General features: G+C 41.6%; 12 protein-coding genes. 2 read left to right on the top strand and 10 right to left on the bottom strand.

Features of this window, described 5'->3' with window-relative positions; genetic code table 11:
• The first annotated feature begins 21 nt into the window (after nt 1–21).
• Nucleotides 22–726: a Crp/Fnr family transcriptional regulator gene (locus NSQ62_RS03045; RefSeq protein ID WP_341322455.1), complete on the top strand. Its 705-nt coding sequence runs from the start codon at nt 22–24 to the stop codon at nt 724–726.
• A 53-nt stretch (nt 727–779) separates the two neighbouring features.
• Here NSQ62_RS03045 and NSQ62_RS03040 read toward each other — a convergent pair whose 3' ends face one another.
• Both NSQ62_RS03040 and NSQ62_RS03035 read right to left on the bottom strand, forming a co-directional pair.
• A complete protein-coding gene (locus tag NSQ62_RS03040) occupies nt 780–1,088 on the bottom strand; it encodes a metal-sulfur cluster assembly factor (RefSeq protein ID WP_341323875.1) in 309 nt (102 codons plus the stop codon).
• Nucleotides 1,089–1,150: 62 nt separating this feature from the next.
• Nucleotides 1,151–1,906 carry a prolyl oligopeptidase family serine peptidase gene (locus NSQ62_RS03035; protein ID WP_341322454.1) on the bottom strand — a complete coding sequence of 252 codons (756 nt, stop codon included), beginning with the start codon at nt 1,904–1,906 and terminating at the stop codon, nt 1,151–1,153.
• 112 nt (nt 1,907–2,018) lie between these two features.
• Between NSQ62_RS03035 and NSQ62_RS03030 the strand changes: the two genes are divergently transcribed.
• On the top strand, nt 2,019–2,825 hold the full coding sequence (locus tag NSQ62_RS03030; protein WP_341322453.1) for a Cof-type HAD-IIB family hydrolase: 807 nt from the start codon (nt 2,019–2,021) through the stop codon (nt 2,823–2,825).
• 41 nt (nt 2,826–2,866) lie between these two features.
• Here the strand turns inward: NSQ62_RS03030 and NSQ62_RS03025 are convergent, their stop codons facing one another.
• From NSQ62_RS03025 to NSQ62_RS02990, 8 genes are all read right to left on the bottom strand, one after another.
• Complete coding sequence (locus NSQ62_RS03025; RefSeq protein ID WP_341322452.1) at nt 2,867–4,324, bottom strand: alpha-amylase family glycosyl hydrolase; 1,458 nt, start codon at nt 4,322–4,324, stop codon at nt 2,867–2,869.
• A gap of 812 nt (nt 4,325–5,136) precedes the next feature.
• The gene (locus NSQ62_RS03020; protein WP_341322451.1) at nt 5,137–5,505 is read right to left on the bottom strand and encodes a YisL family protein; all 369 of its coding nucleotides are present in this window, start codon (nt 5,503–5,505) and stop codon (nt 5,137–5,139) included.
• Between the two features lie 111 nt (nt 5,506–5,616).
• Complete coding sequence (locus NSQ62_RS03015) at nt 5,617–6,519, bottom strand: fumarylacetoacetate hydrolase family protein (protein WP_341322450.1); 903 nt, start codon at nt 6,517–6,519, stop codon at nt 5,617–5,619.
• A 73-nt stretch (nt 6,520–6,592) separates the two neighbouring features.
• Nucleotides 6,593–7,753 (bottom strand): DUF418 domain-containing protein, encoded by a 1,161-nt coding sequence (locus NSQ62_RS03010; RefSeq protein ID WP_341322449.1) that lies wholly within the window; start codon nt 7,751–7,753, stop codon nt 6,593–6,595.
• A 10-nt stretch (nt 7,754–7,763) separates the two neighbouring features.
• Complete coding sequence (gene addA / locus NSQ62_RS03005) at nt 7,764–11,480, bottom strand: helicase-exonuclease AddAB subunit AddA (protein ID WP_341322448.1); 3,717 nt, start codon at nt 11,478–11,480, stop codon at nt 7,764–7,766.
• Nucleotides 11,455–15,087, bottom strand: a complete 3,633-nt coding sequence (addB, locus tag NSQ62_RS03000) for a helicase-exonuclease AddAB subunit AddB (RefSeq protein WP_341322447.1) — start codon at nt 15,085–15,087, stop codon at nt 11,455–11,457. The genes addA and addB overlap by 26 nt, the downstream gene beginning before the upstream one ends.
• 292 nt (nt 15,088–15,379) lie before the next feature.
• On the bottom strand, nt 15,380–15,997 hold the full coding sequence (locus NSQ62_RS02995) for a TVP38/TMEM64 family protein (protein ID WP_341322446.1): 618 nt from the start codon (nt 15,995–15,997) through the stop codon (nt 15,380–15,382).
• A 156-nt stretch (nt 15,998–16,153) separates the two neighbouring features.
• Nucleotides 16,154–17,326, bottom strand: coding sequence for a PDZ domain-containing protein (locus tag NSQ62_RS02990; RefSeq protein WP_341322445.1), 1,173 nt, complete (start codon nt 17,324–17,326; stop codon nt 16,154–16,156).
• Nucleotides 17,327–17,387: the final 61 nt, after the last annotated feature.

The following is a 17,387-nucleotide window of genomic DNA, read 5'->3' as shown; positions in this document are numbered from 1 at the left end:
AATTAATTTCTTTCGAAAGGTGTGAGCACAATCGAAACCGTGATCATTTTCCCTCCAGTCCTTACAACACTTTTCCAAACAAAAGGCACATTAGTCAACGTAAATAAGAGCGCGCAGTTGTTTCAAGAAGGCGGTTTAGCAGACCAACTCTATCTGGTGAAAAATGGAACAATCCAAATTAGTAAAGAAACCGAAAGCGGTAAGGAACTAGCGATTCGAATTTGTGGCGAGCAGACATTAATCGGCGAAACGACCGTTTTTTGCTGTAGCACCTTTCATACAACGACTGCCAAAGCATTGACGCCAGCGAAACTTTACGCCTTATCACGCGAAGCCTTTGAATGCTATTTACAAAACGAACCCAAGACAATGACCGACTATTTAAAGTGGTTACAAATCGAGCATTTAAAAAATCAAAGCAGACTACGTGATTTAGTGCTGCACGGTAAAAAAGGAGCACTTTACTCCACACTGATTCGTTTAGCGAACACTTACGGCAAATTCCAATCACCAAATGAAGTGCTCATTAAACTCGCATTTACAAATACCGAAATCGCCAACCTTTGTGCTACAAGTCGCGAAGTCGTGAACCGGATGCTGAGCGATCTACGTAAACAACACATCCTTTCGATAGAAAAAGGCTACATAATGATTCATGACATATCGTTTTTAAAGCGTGAAATCGAATGCGATCATTGTCCCCTTAGTGTTTGCCGAATTGATTAAAAAAAGACCCCGATTTTTCCTATGTATAATAGAAAAAATCGAGGCCTTATTAATTAACGGACACCTAATGCCATTTTAGCATAACGAGACATATTGTCTTTAGACCATGCTGGTTGCCATACGATATCAACCTTTACTTCCTTCACTTCTGGAAGTTCAGTTAATGCTGTGTTCACTTGGTCTACAATTACCGGACCTAATGGACAGCCCATTGAAGTTAGTGTCATTGTAACAATGCCTAACCCCTCATCTGTTAAATCAACATCATATACTAAACCTAAGTTTACGATATCAATACCTAACTCAGGATCAATTACAGTTTCTAACGCAGCTAACATGCTGTCTTTCATATCTTGATCGATTGCCATTTTTGTATTTCCCCTTTCGAAATAGTGTTAACGTTTATCTTATCAGAACTTGCGATTTATGCCAAATGTTGTGCAACAAATTGTGTCACTTGCAACACGCCATTGCGTGAAACGGCATGACCGGCCTTTTCTTCTGATAAATAAGTAATCGCTTCAAGGTGCGTATCGTCCAGTGAATCATAAAAATCTCGGCTCATTTGATACGGAACAACCGTGTCGCGCATCCCGTGCCAGAAAATTATCGGCTTACCTTGCCAATTCTGTTCATGATCTTCCAGATTAAATTTACTTAGCATCGTTATGAAGCCTGCCTGTTCTTCAGCTGACATCGGTAAATCGATTTCGCGTTGCTTCATTTCCTCTACTTGGTGCATTACTAACTTTGTATAGCTTGTCGTTCCCATACAAATACCTGCTGCTTGTACCCACGGATAAACAGCTAAACAGCCCGATGTCACGATACCACCCATTGATGTACCAGCTAAGCCTACTTTTTCACTCGCCAAGTAATTTTTTGCCTTGAGCTGCGCATAAATAGTATGTACCTCTTTTACTGATGTTAAAACAATTTCCCAAAAGTGCAGGTTCATCTTATCCTCAGAAGCTTCATTTGAACGCTCCCCGTGTAAATAAGTATCTGGTAATATCACACGGACACCACGTTGAACGAGCTGATAGGCATAATGTAGGTTATGCTCCTTCGCGCTTAAAAATCCGTGTAAAAAAATTACAACGGGTGACTGTTCATTCATTTGTTCATTATATACATGTAATAATGGAATATCGTTCCAAACTTCACGTTGTACAATCATTTTTTTCACCTCAAACCTTACCTTATCAAAATGTTGCATTTGTTTCAAAACTTTGACGAAAACTATTTTTAAGCGTTACAATGAATCCACGTAAAAGGAGGCTTTATCACCTATGAAAGAACATTTAATCGTTTTAGACCTAGACGGCACACTATTAACCGACGAAAAAGTCATTTCTCAGTTAACGAAAGATACTCTTTTAAAAGCAAAACAAGCGGGCCATCAGGTGATGATCGCAACAGGGCGTCCATACCGTGCAAGCCAGCTCTATTATAACGAACTTGGTTTAACAACACCGATTGTCAATTTTAACGGTGCACTCGTTCACAATCCCAAAAATCCGCTGTGGCAGACGATACATACGACAGTCGATTTACATGTCGTACATGACGTTGTCGAATCGGTACACAAATATGAATACGATAATTTAATCGCCGAAGTAATGGATGACGTATACATCCATCGTGAAGATGACGGCGCGCTGCAAATGTTCCATATGGGTAGCCCGAACATTTTAATGGGTGATTTAACACATACGCTGCATCAAAACCCAACAAGCTTACTAATCCACGCAGATGACGCCAACACACCAATCATTCGTCAGCACCTGCAAGATGTCCATGCCGAACTGATCGAACATCGTCGCTGGGGCGCACCATTCCCGATTATCGAAATCGTTCGTAAAGGCTTAAGTAAAGCTGTGGGGATTGACCATATCGCCAAAGAAATGGGCATTCCACGTGACCGCATTATTGCCTTTGGTGACGAGGATAATGATTTAGAAATGATTGAATATGCCGGAGTCGGAGTTGCGATGAATAACGGCATTGCCGAGCTAAAAAATATTGCCAACGAAATTACGTTATCTAACAACGAAGACGGCATTGCACGCGTATTGCAAGAACGTTTGAAACTATAAAAATCGGGAGCGGCCGCATTGGCTACTCCCGATTTTTTTGTTTATTTAGCTTGCTCCGCGCGACGTTTTTTTCCGCGCTTCATCACTGCCACCATGAAAATCGTATAAATGACAACGACTAGACCAAGGGCCACGATGTATGACATATTAATGCCACGCTCATCAATCACTTGATACACTTCTACCATTTCACGATCTAAAATGATTGTATAGTTACCGTCTTTATTGGCACGAATAATTTCGCTCTCAAACATACCGCGAATTTCTTTATCCTCACCGATTTCTGCGATTGGTAAGTTCACACGTTTTGTTTTACTACTATTATTAATAATGACAACCCAATGCTCTGTATCTGATTTACGCTCAAATGCCATGTAGCCATTGTCGTTTTCAATCCACTTAAATTCCCCAGCACGTAATGTGTCCGAGTCATTTAATAACGATTGTAAGTTTCCGATATAATCGGCTAATTCCGAATCGGTTTTAAAGTTGTAATATTGATGTGCTTCAGGACCCGCTGTACCGTTCATCGCAATTTCCGAACCATACGTCACAACCGGCACACCTGGTAATAATAAAGTACTCGCAATCGACATTTTACTACGTGTCGGCTGGTACATACCCTCTGCTGTTGAAGATCGTGTGAAACGGTCCGACCAAATTGTATCCGTCATCGAAAGCACTGGTGTACCTGAAGTGGCTTCGGCGATATGCGCTTCTAACACACCCGTATCTAAATCAACATTTTTAAAGGCATTCGTTAACAGTGCTGCTGTGTCTGCATAAAATTTCGCATCAAAGTTAGCATCACTTTCACTATTTGTAATCACATAGAGCTCGCTATCAGTCGCTTTTAACGCATCAATTAGACGGTTTAAAAACGCCGTATCCGCACTTTCGATATTTGTTAAACGTACACCGTCAACATCGTATTTTGATACGAAGGCTGCCGCGCTTTCAATTAACTGATCTTGCACGGCTGAATTTGATAAATCCCACTGAATTTGTTCATTTGTGCTTGCCACAAAGCCCGCCTGCGATGCCCATTCATGGTTCGGGCTGACATTAGATACCGGGAAATCGACCATGATTTTCATGTCTCGATTTTGATATGTATTCACTACATTTTGAAGCTGTTCTTCCGTACCAAAGTGCGGTTCAATTGCCTCGTAGCTCGTAATCATTGAGCCATCATATTTTTCCGTTGCAAATACCGAGCCAATCGAAATAATCGTATAGCCCATGTTCGCGATATAATCTACTTTTTTTATTAACCCATCAAAATCCCCACCTGCAAACATCTCGGGGTCTTTTGCATTGACCTGTTCATCATCATTTTTACCTGTCCCATTAAAGAAACGGTCTACTAATAAATCGTATATACTTTCATCTGCCATTGTGCTCGTTTGTCCCTCTGCATTTGCCACACCGGCAAACACCAAAGTTGTTGAAAGAAGCACACCCGCAGTTAAGGCACTTAACCACTTTTTCAGTCTCAACTTTTTCCTCTCCTTCACATACAGTCCCTCGTCATTTTACCAAAAAAGTTATCTTACAGGCTATGGAAAGGATAGGTATTAATACTAAATGAGGCAAATAAGTGACAAAAGTGTGTATACATGCTTTATTCCTACATGTTTAAGATTATGAGCCCTTATAATTGAATCCGTTCTGCTGCGTTACGAGGCACGCTTTTCTGAGGGCGTGGCTTCAACTAAATGTACTGTACCTCTACGGCGGCACAGTACATTGGATTTTCCGCGCACGCTTATCCTCTAGAAGTCGGCCCCTTCACTACGCGACTCTCTACTTTGGCATAAAGTGAATCTCTTTAACAAAATAGGTTGCTTTATCAACAAACTTATTAAAAATAGCTACCTTAGAATTCAAAGTATGCTCAATCAAGTAAGCAAAACTTTTACATCATTCGCCGCCTCGCGTTAGCGCAAGCGGCTTGATTTTTTGTTCTTCACTTTATAACAATAGGGAAATTTTATGATTGCTTTTTTAGAAAGGAATTCTATTTTAGTTATTATGCTGAACTACTTTGTTAAAGAAGCTCACTTTTTCCCATAGAGAGTGGCGCGGAGTGAAGGCGGCAGACTCCTGCGGGAACAGCACGCGCGGAAAATCCATTTTTTGGGCCGCCGTCAGAGGTACAAAAAATTAGTTGGAGCCGTGCCCGCGGAAAGCGTCCGCCGTAACGTAGCAGAACGGATTTCATTACAAAACACTTAGTTATTTTTAATATCTTGTGACTCATAGAAAAAACCACTCTAGCAACTAAGCTAAAGTGGTTTGATTGATTGAATTAGAAGTTCACACCGATACCCATGCTTAAGCCTAGGTATAACGTTACTAATAACACAACAGCAAATAGAATCCAGAATAGGTTTACTGGCTTGCCTTTGCCTTTACGTACTAACACCATTTCCATGAAGCCGATTACTAAAATACCGAATAATACCTTCATGTCATAATTCATGCCGCTTTCAGTAATTTTATCGCGCCATTCTAAGAATAGTGCGCCACCTGTAATGATCACTAAAATGTACATTAAACGTAAGCCCATATGTACACCTGTAAGCTTTTTACTAGATAATGCTGCGATAAAGAATAAAACTAATGCGATTACCCAAGTTGTAATGTGTAAGTGCGTTGTACTAGTTAAAAAATCCATTATTTCCACCTCTTCTATTTTTTTCTACATGAGTTATCCTACCATGAGAGGTTGTGAGGATTCAATGAATTCGATTGCTTGTAAACGCTTTGTAATAAATTTTTTACATTTTTATGCGAAGCGATTCGCTAATGTCCCAATACCTTCGATTGAAATTTTCACTTCATCGCCTGCTTTTAAAAATTGTGGTGGATTCATGCCTTTACCTACTCCAGCTGGTGTCCCTGTTAAAATAACATCACCTGGCTCAAGCGTTACATATTTCGAAACGATAGCAATAATATCCTCTACGGTAAACATCATATCTTTTGTCGAGCCGTTTTGACGGATTTCACCGTTTACTTTTGTTACCACTGTAAGTGCTTGTGGATCAGGAAGTTCATCTTTCGTTACTAAGTATGGCCCCATTGGACAGCTTCCTTCTAAACTCTTGCCTAAGAAGAACTGCTTATGCTTTTGCTGAAGATCACGCGCCGTTAAGTCATTAGCGATGGTATAACCAAACACATAATCGAACGCCATGCCCTTCGGAATATTTTTACCGCGCTTGCCAATAACGATCGCTAATTCACCCTCGTAATCGAGTGAATCCGTTAACTCCGCATGGACCGGTAAAGTCGCTTCATCCGCAGCAATCGCTGTTGGTGATTTTGTGAAAATCATAATATCTTCAGGCGCTTTCTCTGCACCCATTTCCACCGCATGATCGTTATAGTTTTTTCCGACACATAAAATATTTTTCGGTGTACGCGGAATTGGTGATAACCATTCAATATGTGAATACGCTAATTTAAATTGCGCACCATCTTCATGTTTTTGTGCAGCATCTACTAATTTACGAACCTGCTCAACAAAGTCATAGCCTAACGTAATGCCGTCGATAATTGTTTCCGGGAAATCTTTTAAGACGTTTAGTTGCTTTTGAATTTCAACAACATCCCAAACCGCCTCTTCTTTTTTCACTTTTGGACCAAACTTTACTTGTTCATTTACTTTAAATGATAACAATTTCATAACGTAAAACGCTCCTTACTGTTTTTTTACATCATACATCAATACGTTTGGAATTACCTTACTTTTCTGAAATCTATTTACCATACGTTAAGCGCTTCATCGCTGCTTCGAGTGGCCCTTGCTTAAATTTCGAGAAATACAGCTCGGCCATTACTAATTGGCACACATAAATCGCCAGGGCAATAAAGACACCCATCTGTACATCCACTTTGCCAAATAATCCGAAGCCCCAATTGTAAAAGAGCACCGTGCAGACAATCGACTGCATAATGTACAGCGTCATCGACATACGGCCAGCCTTTGCCACCGGTGATAAAACTTTTACAATAAACGGTAGCTGCGTAAGTAACGTCACGACGGCAATATAGCCTAACGCTAACATCGGACCACCAATGTACACTTGTAAATATTCATTGCCAAATGTTTGCGCACCTGCAATTGGTAAGCTTTTCATGTAAATCCCGATACCAATGCCAAGTACCGCTAATACTAGCCATGTCACTAGCTTGTCCTTCGCACCTTCAATGAGACGCCACTTTCCAAGTGCTGCTCCAATTAGCATATACGGTAAAATCGTAAATAGCGACGAAATCCACATAAACGGGCTCAGTTGAATCGACAAATCGACTAAGCGCTGCGAAAATGCATCCATCCACGATCCAACCCCATATGCCTCAATCGAGCTTTGAATCGCTACAATATCTACCGACAAACTATCCGTTGTCGTATCAAACATACCGCCCGCTTTATATAGACTTAAAATAATCGCATGATACAACCCGTTGACCACAACTGCAATGATTAAAAGCCATTTTGCACGTAAGCGCATAAGGGCAATTAAGAAAATGCCGCAAAATGCGTATGTTGCTAGAATATCGCCCCACCAAATGAGGACGGCATGCAACATCCCTACTATAAATAAGATGATCATGCGCTTTGGGGCAAATCGATAAAAACTAGCCCCCGTTTCTTTGGCCTTTAAAAACTGCATTGCTAAACCATACCCGAACAGCATCGAAAATAACGGATAAAAACTACTTTGCACATAAATATCGAGCAATTGTTGCCAAATAATGTCTTGTGCTTCACTAAACCAATTACTTAAATCCGCAATATGTGGCATCGGTAAATAAAAGCCAAACATATTGACAAGTAAAATACCGAGTAAACTAAAACCACGTAATATATCAAGCGTTGCCACACGCTCTTTGGAACCTACTGGGCGAAACTCCACAAGAATCCTCCTAATCCATTTTCAATTGTTGACCAATGCTATACAAATATAAATATTTCTCGCTTACTTCAATGCGTTTAATGACTTGTACAGCATGTTGATAATAGTTTAATTGAACTTGGTAGGATTTTGTCATTTTTTGTTTAATTTTCTCAAAATCGTCTAAAATGGATGGCGCAATAAAGTCGGTTTTATAATCGAGTAAGATCCACTGACCATTCGCATCTTCAAACAGACAGTCAATTACCCCTTGAATAATTTGTGCATCGCCGTCTTTGTCTTTTAGACTGAGCGTAAACGGAATTTCACGTAGCACTTCCTTTGCCTGTGTAAAGCGTTGCCCAATTTCCGTTTTGAAAAAGGCGAGTACCTGCTCGGCTTGCACGGCCTCTGCTTCAATTTGATGTAATAACTGACGCTCCACTAACACTTGTTTAAACCGCTCTACTTCTTCAATTGTCTCAAAACCTTGCTGCGGTGCGTGCTGCATGACTGCGTGTACCGCGGTTCCTATTTCGGTTGCTGATAGCTCGCGCTTCTTTTTACCTTTTAACATAAAGCTTGGCACCGTCGCTTTTACGTAGCGTTTGGCATCGGTGTTGTACAGCTGTTCTTCCTCCATTTGCTGCAAGCTTTCTAATCGCTTCAGCTCGGATACAGAGGTTTTCGATTTTTTTGTTACCGCCTGTTCATATGGATAACTAGCTGAAAAGCGGTTCGTTAAAAGCGTCACGAGCTCTTCATTCACTGCTTGCTTGTCCTTTTCATCTACCGTATCTGCCTGCTCGTTGGCCGCTAAATAATCACTATTTGGCACAACGGTAATTTTCCATTTTTCCGTTTTCGTCGCTTTTTCTGAACGATACTCGGCAAATAAGAAATCGTTGTGACGTGCAACCGCAGGACCTACCCAGCTTAAATAGCTATTTGCTTTAGAACGCACATATTTTGGCAGCACTTTTTCCTGTAAATCCTGATAAAACTGCCATTCTTCCTTTTGCTTTTGCCACTCTTTTATAGAACCGACTAAAATTAGTCGTTCCTTCGCACGCGTCATCGCCACATATAAAATACGCATTTCCTCAGCCTTCATTTTTGCGAGCTTTTTCTCTTTCACATATAAATGAGGTAGTGATGTTGAAATAATATTCAAATCCGGATTGACCGATTTAATCGCTAACCCAAAATCTTGATCAAAAATATAACGACTGCTTAAATCTTTTGTATTGAAAGCTCGGCTCATGCCCGCAACAAATACGACTGGATATTCTAAGCCCTTTGATTTGTGAATCGTCAGTAGGGTTACGACATCATCGGCTTCACTAATGGATTTCGCAATTCCTAGATCATCCCCGCGCGAGTGCATACGGTCAATGAAACGTAGGAAGCGGAATAATCCACGAAACGATGATTTTTCATAGCTTAATGCGCGGTCATGCAGCGCACGTAAATTGGCCTGACGCTGCTTACCATTCGCCATCGCGCCAACCATTTCAAAATAATTCGTATCTAAATACACTTGCCATACTAAATCAGCGAGTGCCCCGTGACGCGAGAAGTTACGCCATTTTTCATGTAGGCTAAAGAACTTGTCGAGCTTTTGCTCCGTAGCACCCGACATTTCACCATTCGCCTGCTCACGGAATTGCTTGAGCGCATCATAAAACGGCACTTTTTCGTTTACCAAACGAATGGCTGCCAGTTCATTTTCCGTTAAGCCAATAAACGGGGCACGCAGAACAGATGCTAGTGGAATGTCCTGATACGGGTTGTCGATCACTTTTAATGTGTTAAGCATAATCATCACTTCAAGCGACTCGAAATAGCCACCATCTGTTTCCGCATACAGCGGTAGGCCTGCACGTTTAAATTCCTCAGCGAATGTCGTATACCATGTGCGTGAACGCATTAGAACAACGATGTCCTTGTATTGCACGGGGCGCATTGATTTTGTTTTCGGGTTATATACTTGTCCACCGTTTTCTACAAAGCCTCGAATACGCTGAATAATATAACGTGCCTCTTGCTGGGCCGCGCTAATGCTTTCTTCCTCTGTATCCTCTTCGGCACCAGGTACGATTTGTGTTTTTGAATCGCCCTCAAGTAGCACTAGTTCAATCGGGACTTGCTGCTCATCGTAACTTGCACCAAATCTTAGTTTTGCCTGCTCATCGTATTCAATTTCGCCGACTTCCTCATCCATAATTTGCTCAAACACATAGTTCGTGCCTTCTAATACCTCTGAACGGCTACGGAAGTTGGCATTTAAATCGATTTTCATCCCGTTCGCCGTTGGATCCGTGTCAAAACGCTTGTATTTATCAAGGAACAGGCGGGGTTCTGCCAGTCGGAACGCGTAAATCGACTGTTTGACATCACCAACCATGAACATATTGCCACTCGCCTCATCGCCACTTTTCACAAGCTGCAGAATCGTTTCTTGTAAAAAGTTAACGTCCTGATACTCATCAACAAGCACTTCTTTAAAACGTTTCTTAAAACCTAGTGCCACATCAGACGGTGTCGGTGGTGCCGTATCCGTATCTCGAGCGGTTAAAATCTCAAGTGCATAATGCTCTAAATCCGAGAAATCCAGTAAACCGCGCTCCTGCTTCGCCTTTTTAAAGGCCTCGCTGTATTCAATCGTCAGCTTCACTAACGTTTCTAAAATTGGCTTAGTTGCAGCCATTTCCTGTACGTACAGCTTTGGATGACGGGCGAAAAATGTTTCCTTTAAACCTGCAATCATTGCTTTTGCTTGGTCGCGGTGGTCTTTCGCAATCGCGTATTGTGCACGGTCTTCCTCGGTATCTTTTTTCGTCACAGCTTTTATCCGACCAAATTCAATTGCTGGCATCAGCTCATAGGCCTCTTGCCACGTGCCTTGCTCCATTGCGTCGGCTACTGCTTTTACCGCCGCGTATTCCCCTTCAAATAACTCCGTGTTTTTTTGAAGCGCTGGCTCCACCGATACAATTTGCCAGCCTTTATATATACGACTTGCTGCTTCTTGTAAACTCGCGACAACAAACGGGCGAATTTCCTTAGCTATCGCTAAATCATCAATCGGTGTACTCGGATCAATATCATATTTAGACGGCAACGCGCGTAACCATTCATACGGTTTTGGCTGTACACGTGACACTTTATACATTTCCTGTAGTAAAAACTCAATCGCCTGGTCACTGCGGTCCGTCGCAAAGCTATCAACTAATGCATATAACTCATCTTTTGAAAATAGTGCATCCATATCCCCACGGTACGCCTTTTCTAACACGTCCATTAGTACATCATCTTGTAGCAGTGATGCCTCCTCGGTGCTCGCTAAACGAAAACCTGGATCTAAATCAATTGTGTATGCAAACTCACGGCAAATCGATAAGCAAAACGAATGCAGCGTTGAAATTTGTGCCTTATTTAGTAGACTCAGCTGACGGCGTAAAAAGGCATTGCTTGGGTCCTCGGACAGCGCCTTTTCGAGTGCCTCTGCCATACGATTGCGCATCTCCGCAGCCGATGCGTTTGTAAACGTTACAACGAGTAATTCATCGACATCAATTCGAACATCCTCAGGTGCTAAAATCTTTTGAATTAACCGCTCGATTAATACCGCTGTTTTCCCTGAACCCGCAGCAGCCGATACTAATACATCATGTCCAGCTGCATAAATCGCCTTCCACTGTACATCGGTCCACTGCACATCACTCGGCTTCATTGGAATCGTCATGTACACACACCGCCTTTTTCATATTGTCGAATAGTTCTTCCTCTTTTTGCTTCTTCAGTTCATTGAAGCTGTTGCCCGTTTCGGTCTCATCAAATTGACAAACCGATTTAAAATTACAATACGTACATGCTTTTTGATTGCCTAAGCTGTACGGCTTAATTTCGGTGTTACCTTTATAAATTTCATTACCCGCCTGGCGGAATTTATGGTGAACAAATTGCTGTAAATTCTCCATTTGCGCTGGTTCGATCACTTTCGATGAGCGGCCATCAAATTCTAGCTCCTCACCACTTTTAAATTTCGCTGGCACAATAATAGACGTCTTGCTCGGCTCAAGCGACGTATCCATTAAGTTCGCTACCTCGACATCCTTCAACATATAGCCACTTAGCTTGAACTTTTCCTGACGTAAGCTTTCTACCTTGTCGAGCTGCTCATAATCCTCAGTTGGAATCAGTGGGTTATGCACATGTAAATAGAACATGCCGGCTGCTTGCACAATGATGTTTTCAAGCTCCGATAAATCCTTAATAAACTTGCCTTCCTGTGCAATAATCGGGAAGTTTTGCATCGCCACATCTAAATACGTTAACAGCTGAAGCGAAATACCGTTATACACCTCGTTGAAATCTAATTTACGGCCGCTCGATTTATAATCAATGACACGCAAATATAAGTTTTGCGCATCCTTATACGCATCAATGCGGTCAATTTGGCCGCGCACAAACATTTTACGGTTATCATCCAAATCAATCTTTAATGCATCGAGTGGGTTGCGGTCATCTTGTTCGGTATTTTTATCATCCCGCTTACCAAACGGCTTTTCATGCGCAATCGCTTTGAATTTTGACAGCTCGCTTTGGTTGACTAACGCATAAATCGTACGCGCGACAATTTTAACAAGCTTCGTTTTAATGTACTCAAAACGATGACTGCTTTTTAAAATATTGTACGAGAAGTAATCAACGAGTTTTGAAATCGTGTAATCCGCTTTTTTATAACATGCCACATACGTATCAAGCACAATCGTCGGCTCTTTTTCCGATAAAATTGTTCGAATTGCCTCATGGAATAAATCGCCCATCGCAAATGATTCCAGTTTAAATTCCGTACGCTCCTGTAATTTCAAGCCGTACGATGCAAAGTGTGAATACGGACAGCTATAAAATTTCTCAATACGCGATACACTCGCTAAAAAGTTTTCACCGTATAGCTTTGTAGCCGTTTCTTCCGTAAGTGGCTCTGCCTCATTTGTTTCATATAACGGCTTTGTGACAAGCTCAAGCACATGCTGCCAGTTCCCTTCACGCTCATAAAACGCTTGGAGTGCCTGCCATGCTTCTGCGACTTCGCGGCGTTCAAATTGTGCCTGCTTTAACTGCGTCATTAAAAAGCCAATCGCAGGAGATGGATGCTGTAAATAATCGAGTACGTTTGCTGAATGCACTTCATCAAGCGGATCGGCGACTACTTGACGTTGCGGTAAGGTGCGCACCGGCTCATCTTTTCCGTCCTGCTTCACCTCAAACATTTTATGCAGACGGTTCACGTAAATCGATGGCAGCTTGCCTTTACTTTCTTCATCCGCACTCGCATAGGTAATAAATAAATAATCCGTCGGTGATGTAATCGCACGGTAAAATAAAAAGCTTTCTTGTAACAATCGGCTTTTAATTCCTGGCGCCAGCTCGAAATCAGCCTGTTCAAACACGTCACGCTCATCATCTGATAATAATCCGCCCGAATCCATTCGCATTGGATACGCGCCGTCATTGACCCCGATAATGAAAATCGCCTTTTTATTATCAAAACGTGCGAATTCTAACGTAGAAACCGTTACTTCATCGAGTGTCGGTGGTACGCTTGAAAACTGCAGCGATTCAAAGCCCTCATCTAAAATTTGTGCTGCCTCTTCTAAAGCGATTTCTTTATCGCCAAACATGAGGTCGAACTGCTCTAAAATATGCACCCAGCCATTCCACGCTTGTTCATGCTCTGTCGCCTTTTGCATGGCTGCCGTTTTTTCTTCCTGCTCCTGCATTTTCACGAGCTTTTTATACACCTCAAGCTCGTCCATAAATTCATACAATGCCACAACAATGTCACGGCCTGTTACATGTCCTTTTAGCTTATGCTGTAGCTTTGCAACCGGTTCTCGAATTAAATCACGCGCCGATTTCAGTAGTGCTTCATGCTCCTCTTCGTCCTTTGTTTGCACGGTATTCATCTTTTCAAGTGACTTAAAACGACGGTAATGCCACACCTCGTCATTAAACCAACGATCATGCACAATCCCCTTTGCAATGACAAAGTTCTCTAAAATATCCGCACGGTCACGCATCGCGGCTAAATTTGCATTGTACGGGAAATAAAGGTCAGTTTTTACACTGCGGAATACCGGTTCATACTTCCAATTTGACGTGAGAATTTCTAAAACTGAACGACTAAATTCGATTAAAGGATGGTACAGCATCGCACGTTTTTCATTCGAGAAGTATGGAATTTCATATTGCGTAAACGTCGTCGTAATAATCGGATCATAGACATCTGCTTGGCGATACATAATCCCGATGTCTTGATAGCGCAAGCCTTTTTCGACAACGAGCTTTTTAATTTCCTGGGCAATACCTTGTACTTCTGCACGCGGATTAACCCCCTCTAAAATTTTCACGTTTCCTAATGCCTCAATCGGCTTCACAAATGGCTCATTAAAGCTACGCTCAATTTGCTGTAAATCACGATTCTTACTACGGAAATTTACCTCTAAATGCATACGCGGCTCTTCCTCAATATCAAGGCCATGCTCTAATCGTAATTTTGCTATTTCATGCTTAACTTTGTCGTAGGTCATCGCCGCACGGTAAAACGTGGAACCATCCAGCATATCTGAAGACGGATGATCCATCGGCAACACTAATGTCACACGCTTCGCATAAATTAACAGCTCTTTTAAAATCGCAAACTCCTGACCATTAAACGACACAAAACCATCTAAATATACATGCGTATTGCGTAAGCTTTCCATTTTAGGCATACGCTCTAACAGTAACGGGAAGTAACCATCCCCATCGATATACTCTGCTCCAATGCGCTCCTCTAGTTGCTGTAATATAATTTCAATATCATGCATTTTATGTAGCAGCACTTCACTTGCACCATTCACACGTAATGCGTCCATTAATGGTTTAAGCGATGGAAGATCAATATTGTATTGACTAAATTCCTTTAAAATTTGCTCGACTTCCTTTGTAAATCCGCGCTTCCCAGCTGCTTGCTTGAACAGTAAAAACTCCTCTTGATGCTCTTCTAAAATGCGACGTAGCAGCATGCGATACCCAGTGTTATCAATCCGTTCACGTGCAATCCCACCCTCGTTTTGCAGTACAAACCACGCTAAACGTTTAAACGTCATGACCTGTGCGCGCATCATGCCTTCAATGTCATAATTATTAGTCAGCTCATACTCGGTTGAAAACGTCATTTGGTCCGGAACTAAAATAAAAATCGGATGGCCGAGTAAATTTGTTTTTAAATCCTCTACAATTTCTTCATGAATAAAAGTCGATTTCCCTGTCCCTGCTCGTCCTGAAATCACACGTAACGTCATCGCCGACACCTCACTTTTTTTAAGTATCTTTATTATATAATAAGAATACATGTTCGCGCACTTTATCCTATAGGAAAAGCGCTAAATCGCCCTTTAAGCCCCGATTGGTCAAAACGCATGTGACATGACCGACATGACTCACATCGTGTGAGCCTCAGACATTGCAGGGCCTGACGCAAAAGTAAATGCTACACCACTTTTGCAGGAGGCACCGAAATGTCCTAGGGGCTGGCGCTTTAGCCTAGACATAGCAAAGAAAAAACGTCACTATTTAATATAGCGACGCCTAAATTTACTGCTTATTTGCTCGTGCATTGCGTAAATCTCGTTCTACACGTTTATTCATCAGGTGTTCAATCCATTTCCCTAACAGCCAAATCCCGACAATAATCAGACACGATACGATAATTTTCATCGGCGAACTTACAACCGCGCGTAAGTCACTACCTAAATAACTAATGAAAAAAATCATCACCGGCTTAGAAATGAGTAATGTCAAAAAATAATAGTTCTTTTTTAAATTCGATAAGCCTGCCACACTGTTGACCACAACCACTGGCGTAAATGGTAAACAGAGTAGAACAAACAGCGGTGTAAAGCCGCGCATATCAACCCATTGAATCAGCTTTTGCACTTGGTGTTGCGCTTTTATTTTTTTAAATAGTCGATGGTTGCCGAATTTGCGGATGATTAAAAAGAATAAATACGAGCCCGCTACGGTCGCTAGCCACGATAACATAAAGCCCCAAAACAACCCATAAGCTCCCGCATTCGCAACAACCACGACAAACAATGGAATAAACGGTAAAAACGCCTCAATCGATGTTAGTAAAACACTAAACCAAGGCCCCAATAATTTATATTTTTCAATCAATAATTCAACATTCGCAATACTAACCCAATCTAACATAACTCCCACTCCTGTTAAGAACGACAAGCTTTCTACATGCATTCATAAAATTCAAATAACGAATAATACGTTTATAGTATCATACTTTACGAAGTCGAACAGTGATAAACATAATGCACAAAAAAAGAACCCCACAATGTGCGAGGTTCCACTTACTTAACGGACAATTAATAGCCCAATTTTATGATTATCTTCACTGTGTACAACATGCTGGGTCAAACGAATTTCACCGCTATGATCGAGCACCTCTAAACGACAATGTGCCGCATTAATTTGTAAGGCGCTGTACAGTTCGTCTTCGGTTAAAACAAGCTGACCGTTAACTTTCTTAATAACTTCCCCAGCAATTAAGCCCATCTTCTCTGCTGGCGAATCCGGTAACACACTGGCAATCATGATTCCTTTTTCACTGCGAATCACCGCATAACTGTTCCGGTCCTCTGAGCGACTATAGTAAACGCCAATAACCGTACGAGAAATTGCACCCAGCGCTAATGCCGCTGCACCGAGTACCGGTACAAAATAAGCAAGTAAACCAACAATCAATACCAATTCACCGATTAAGACAATGCTACCCCCCATTTGCGGATAAACATACATCGGTAGCTTTTGTCGTACCATTTGTTGAAAACCAATGACAAACGGGAAAATAATTAGCGAAAATTGCTCTGCGCCAATCGTAAACTGTGGCCAATACGGCGCAAAGTTTTGAATGCCATCTCCCGGAATAATCGTGACAAGTGGTAATAACCAAAGCTGTTTACTATAGTAAGCAACGCCATTCATTCCACGCTTGGTCTTTTCTACAATGGGCGAGGCAAATTTCGCTCCGTTACGACGAATCAAAATCCCTTCAGCCATTAATAGTAGCCCAGCTAAAACGGGCACGGTAATTACTAACCCCTCTACGACATTACGTCCAGCTAAGTCAATACCCCAAATCGAATACGACCAATCTTGCCAATCTATCCAGACAATCGCACAAAATGCGAGTGTCATCACAATAATTGGCGATAATACATGATACAAGTATAAAACGAGCCCGATCAGGCTAACTAAAAATATCGCGACTAATAGCTCAAGTGATACCGTTAAGCCAATAACCACACTAAATAACGAAATGATTAACGATAGGACAAAGCCCATCAACAGCATGTTTTTCAACTCTGACCAGCCGTCTAAAATTCTTGTATGAAAAAAGCGGCGCTCTCGTTTTACACGACGATAACCTAAAAATATTGCTGATAAAATTGCGATATAAAATAGCGGATTGATAAAAAAGCGACCAATCCCTTTTAAAATTTCGAATAAAATTGTTATATCCATCATCTCACCTACCGTACGACTAATTGTATCAAATCCTGGTCATAATTCGTAGTCCTATTTCTAT

The organism is Solibacillus sp. FSL H8-0523, from assembly GCF_038051985.1.
GTDB lineage: Bacteria > Bacillota > Bacilli > Bacillales_A > Planococcaceae > Solibacillus.
The sequence above is the reverse complement of the archived record's forward strand: the minus strand, read 5'-3'. Positions and strand labels throughout refer to the sequence as shown.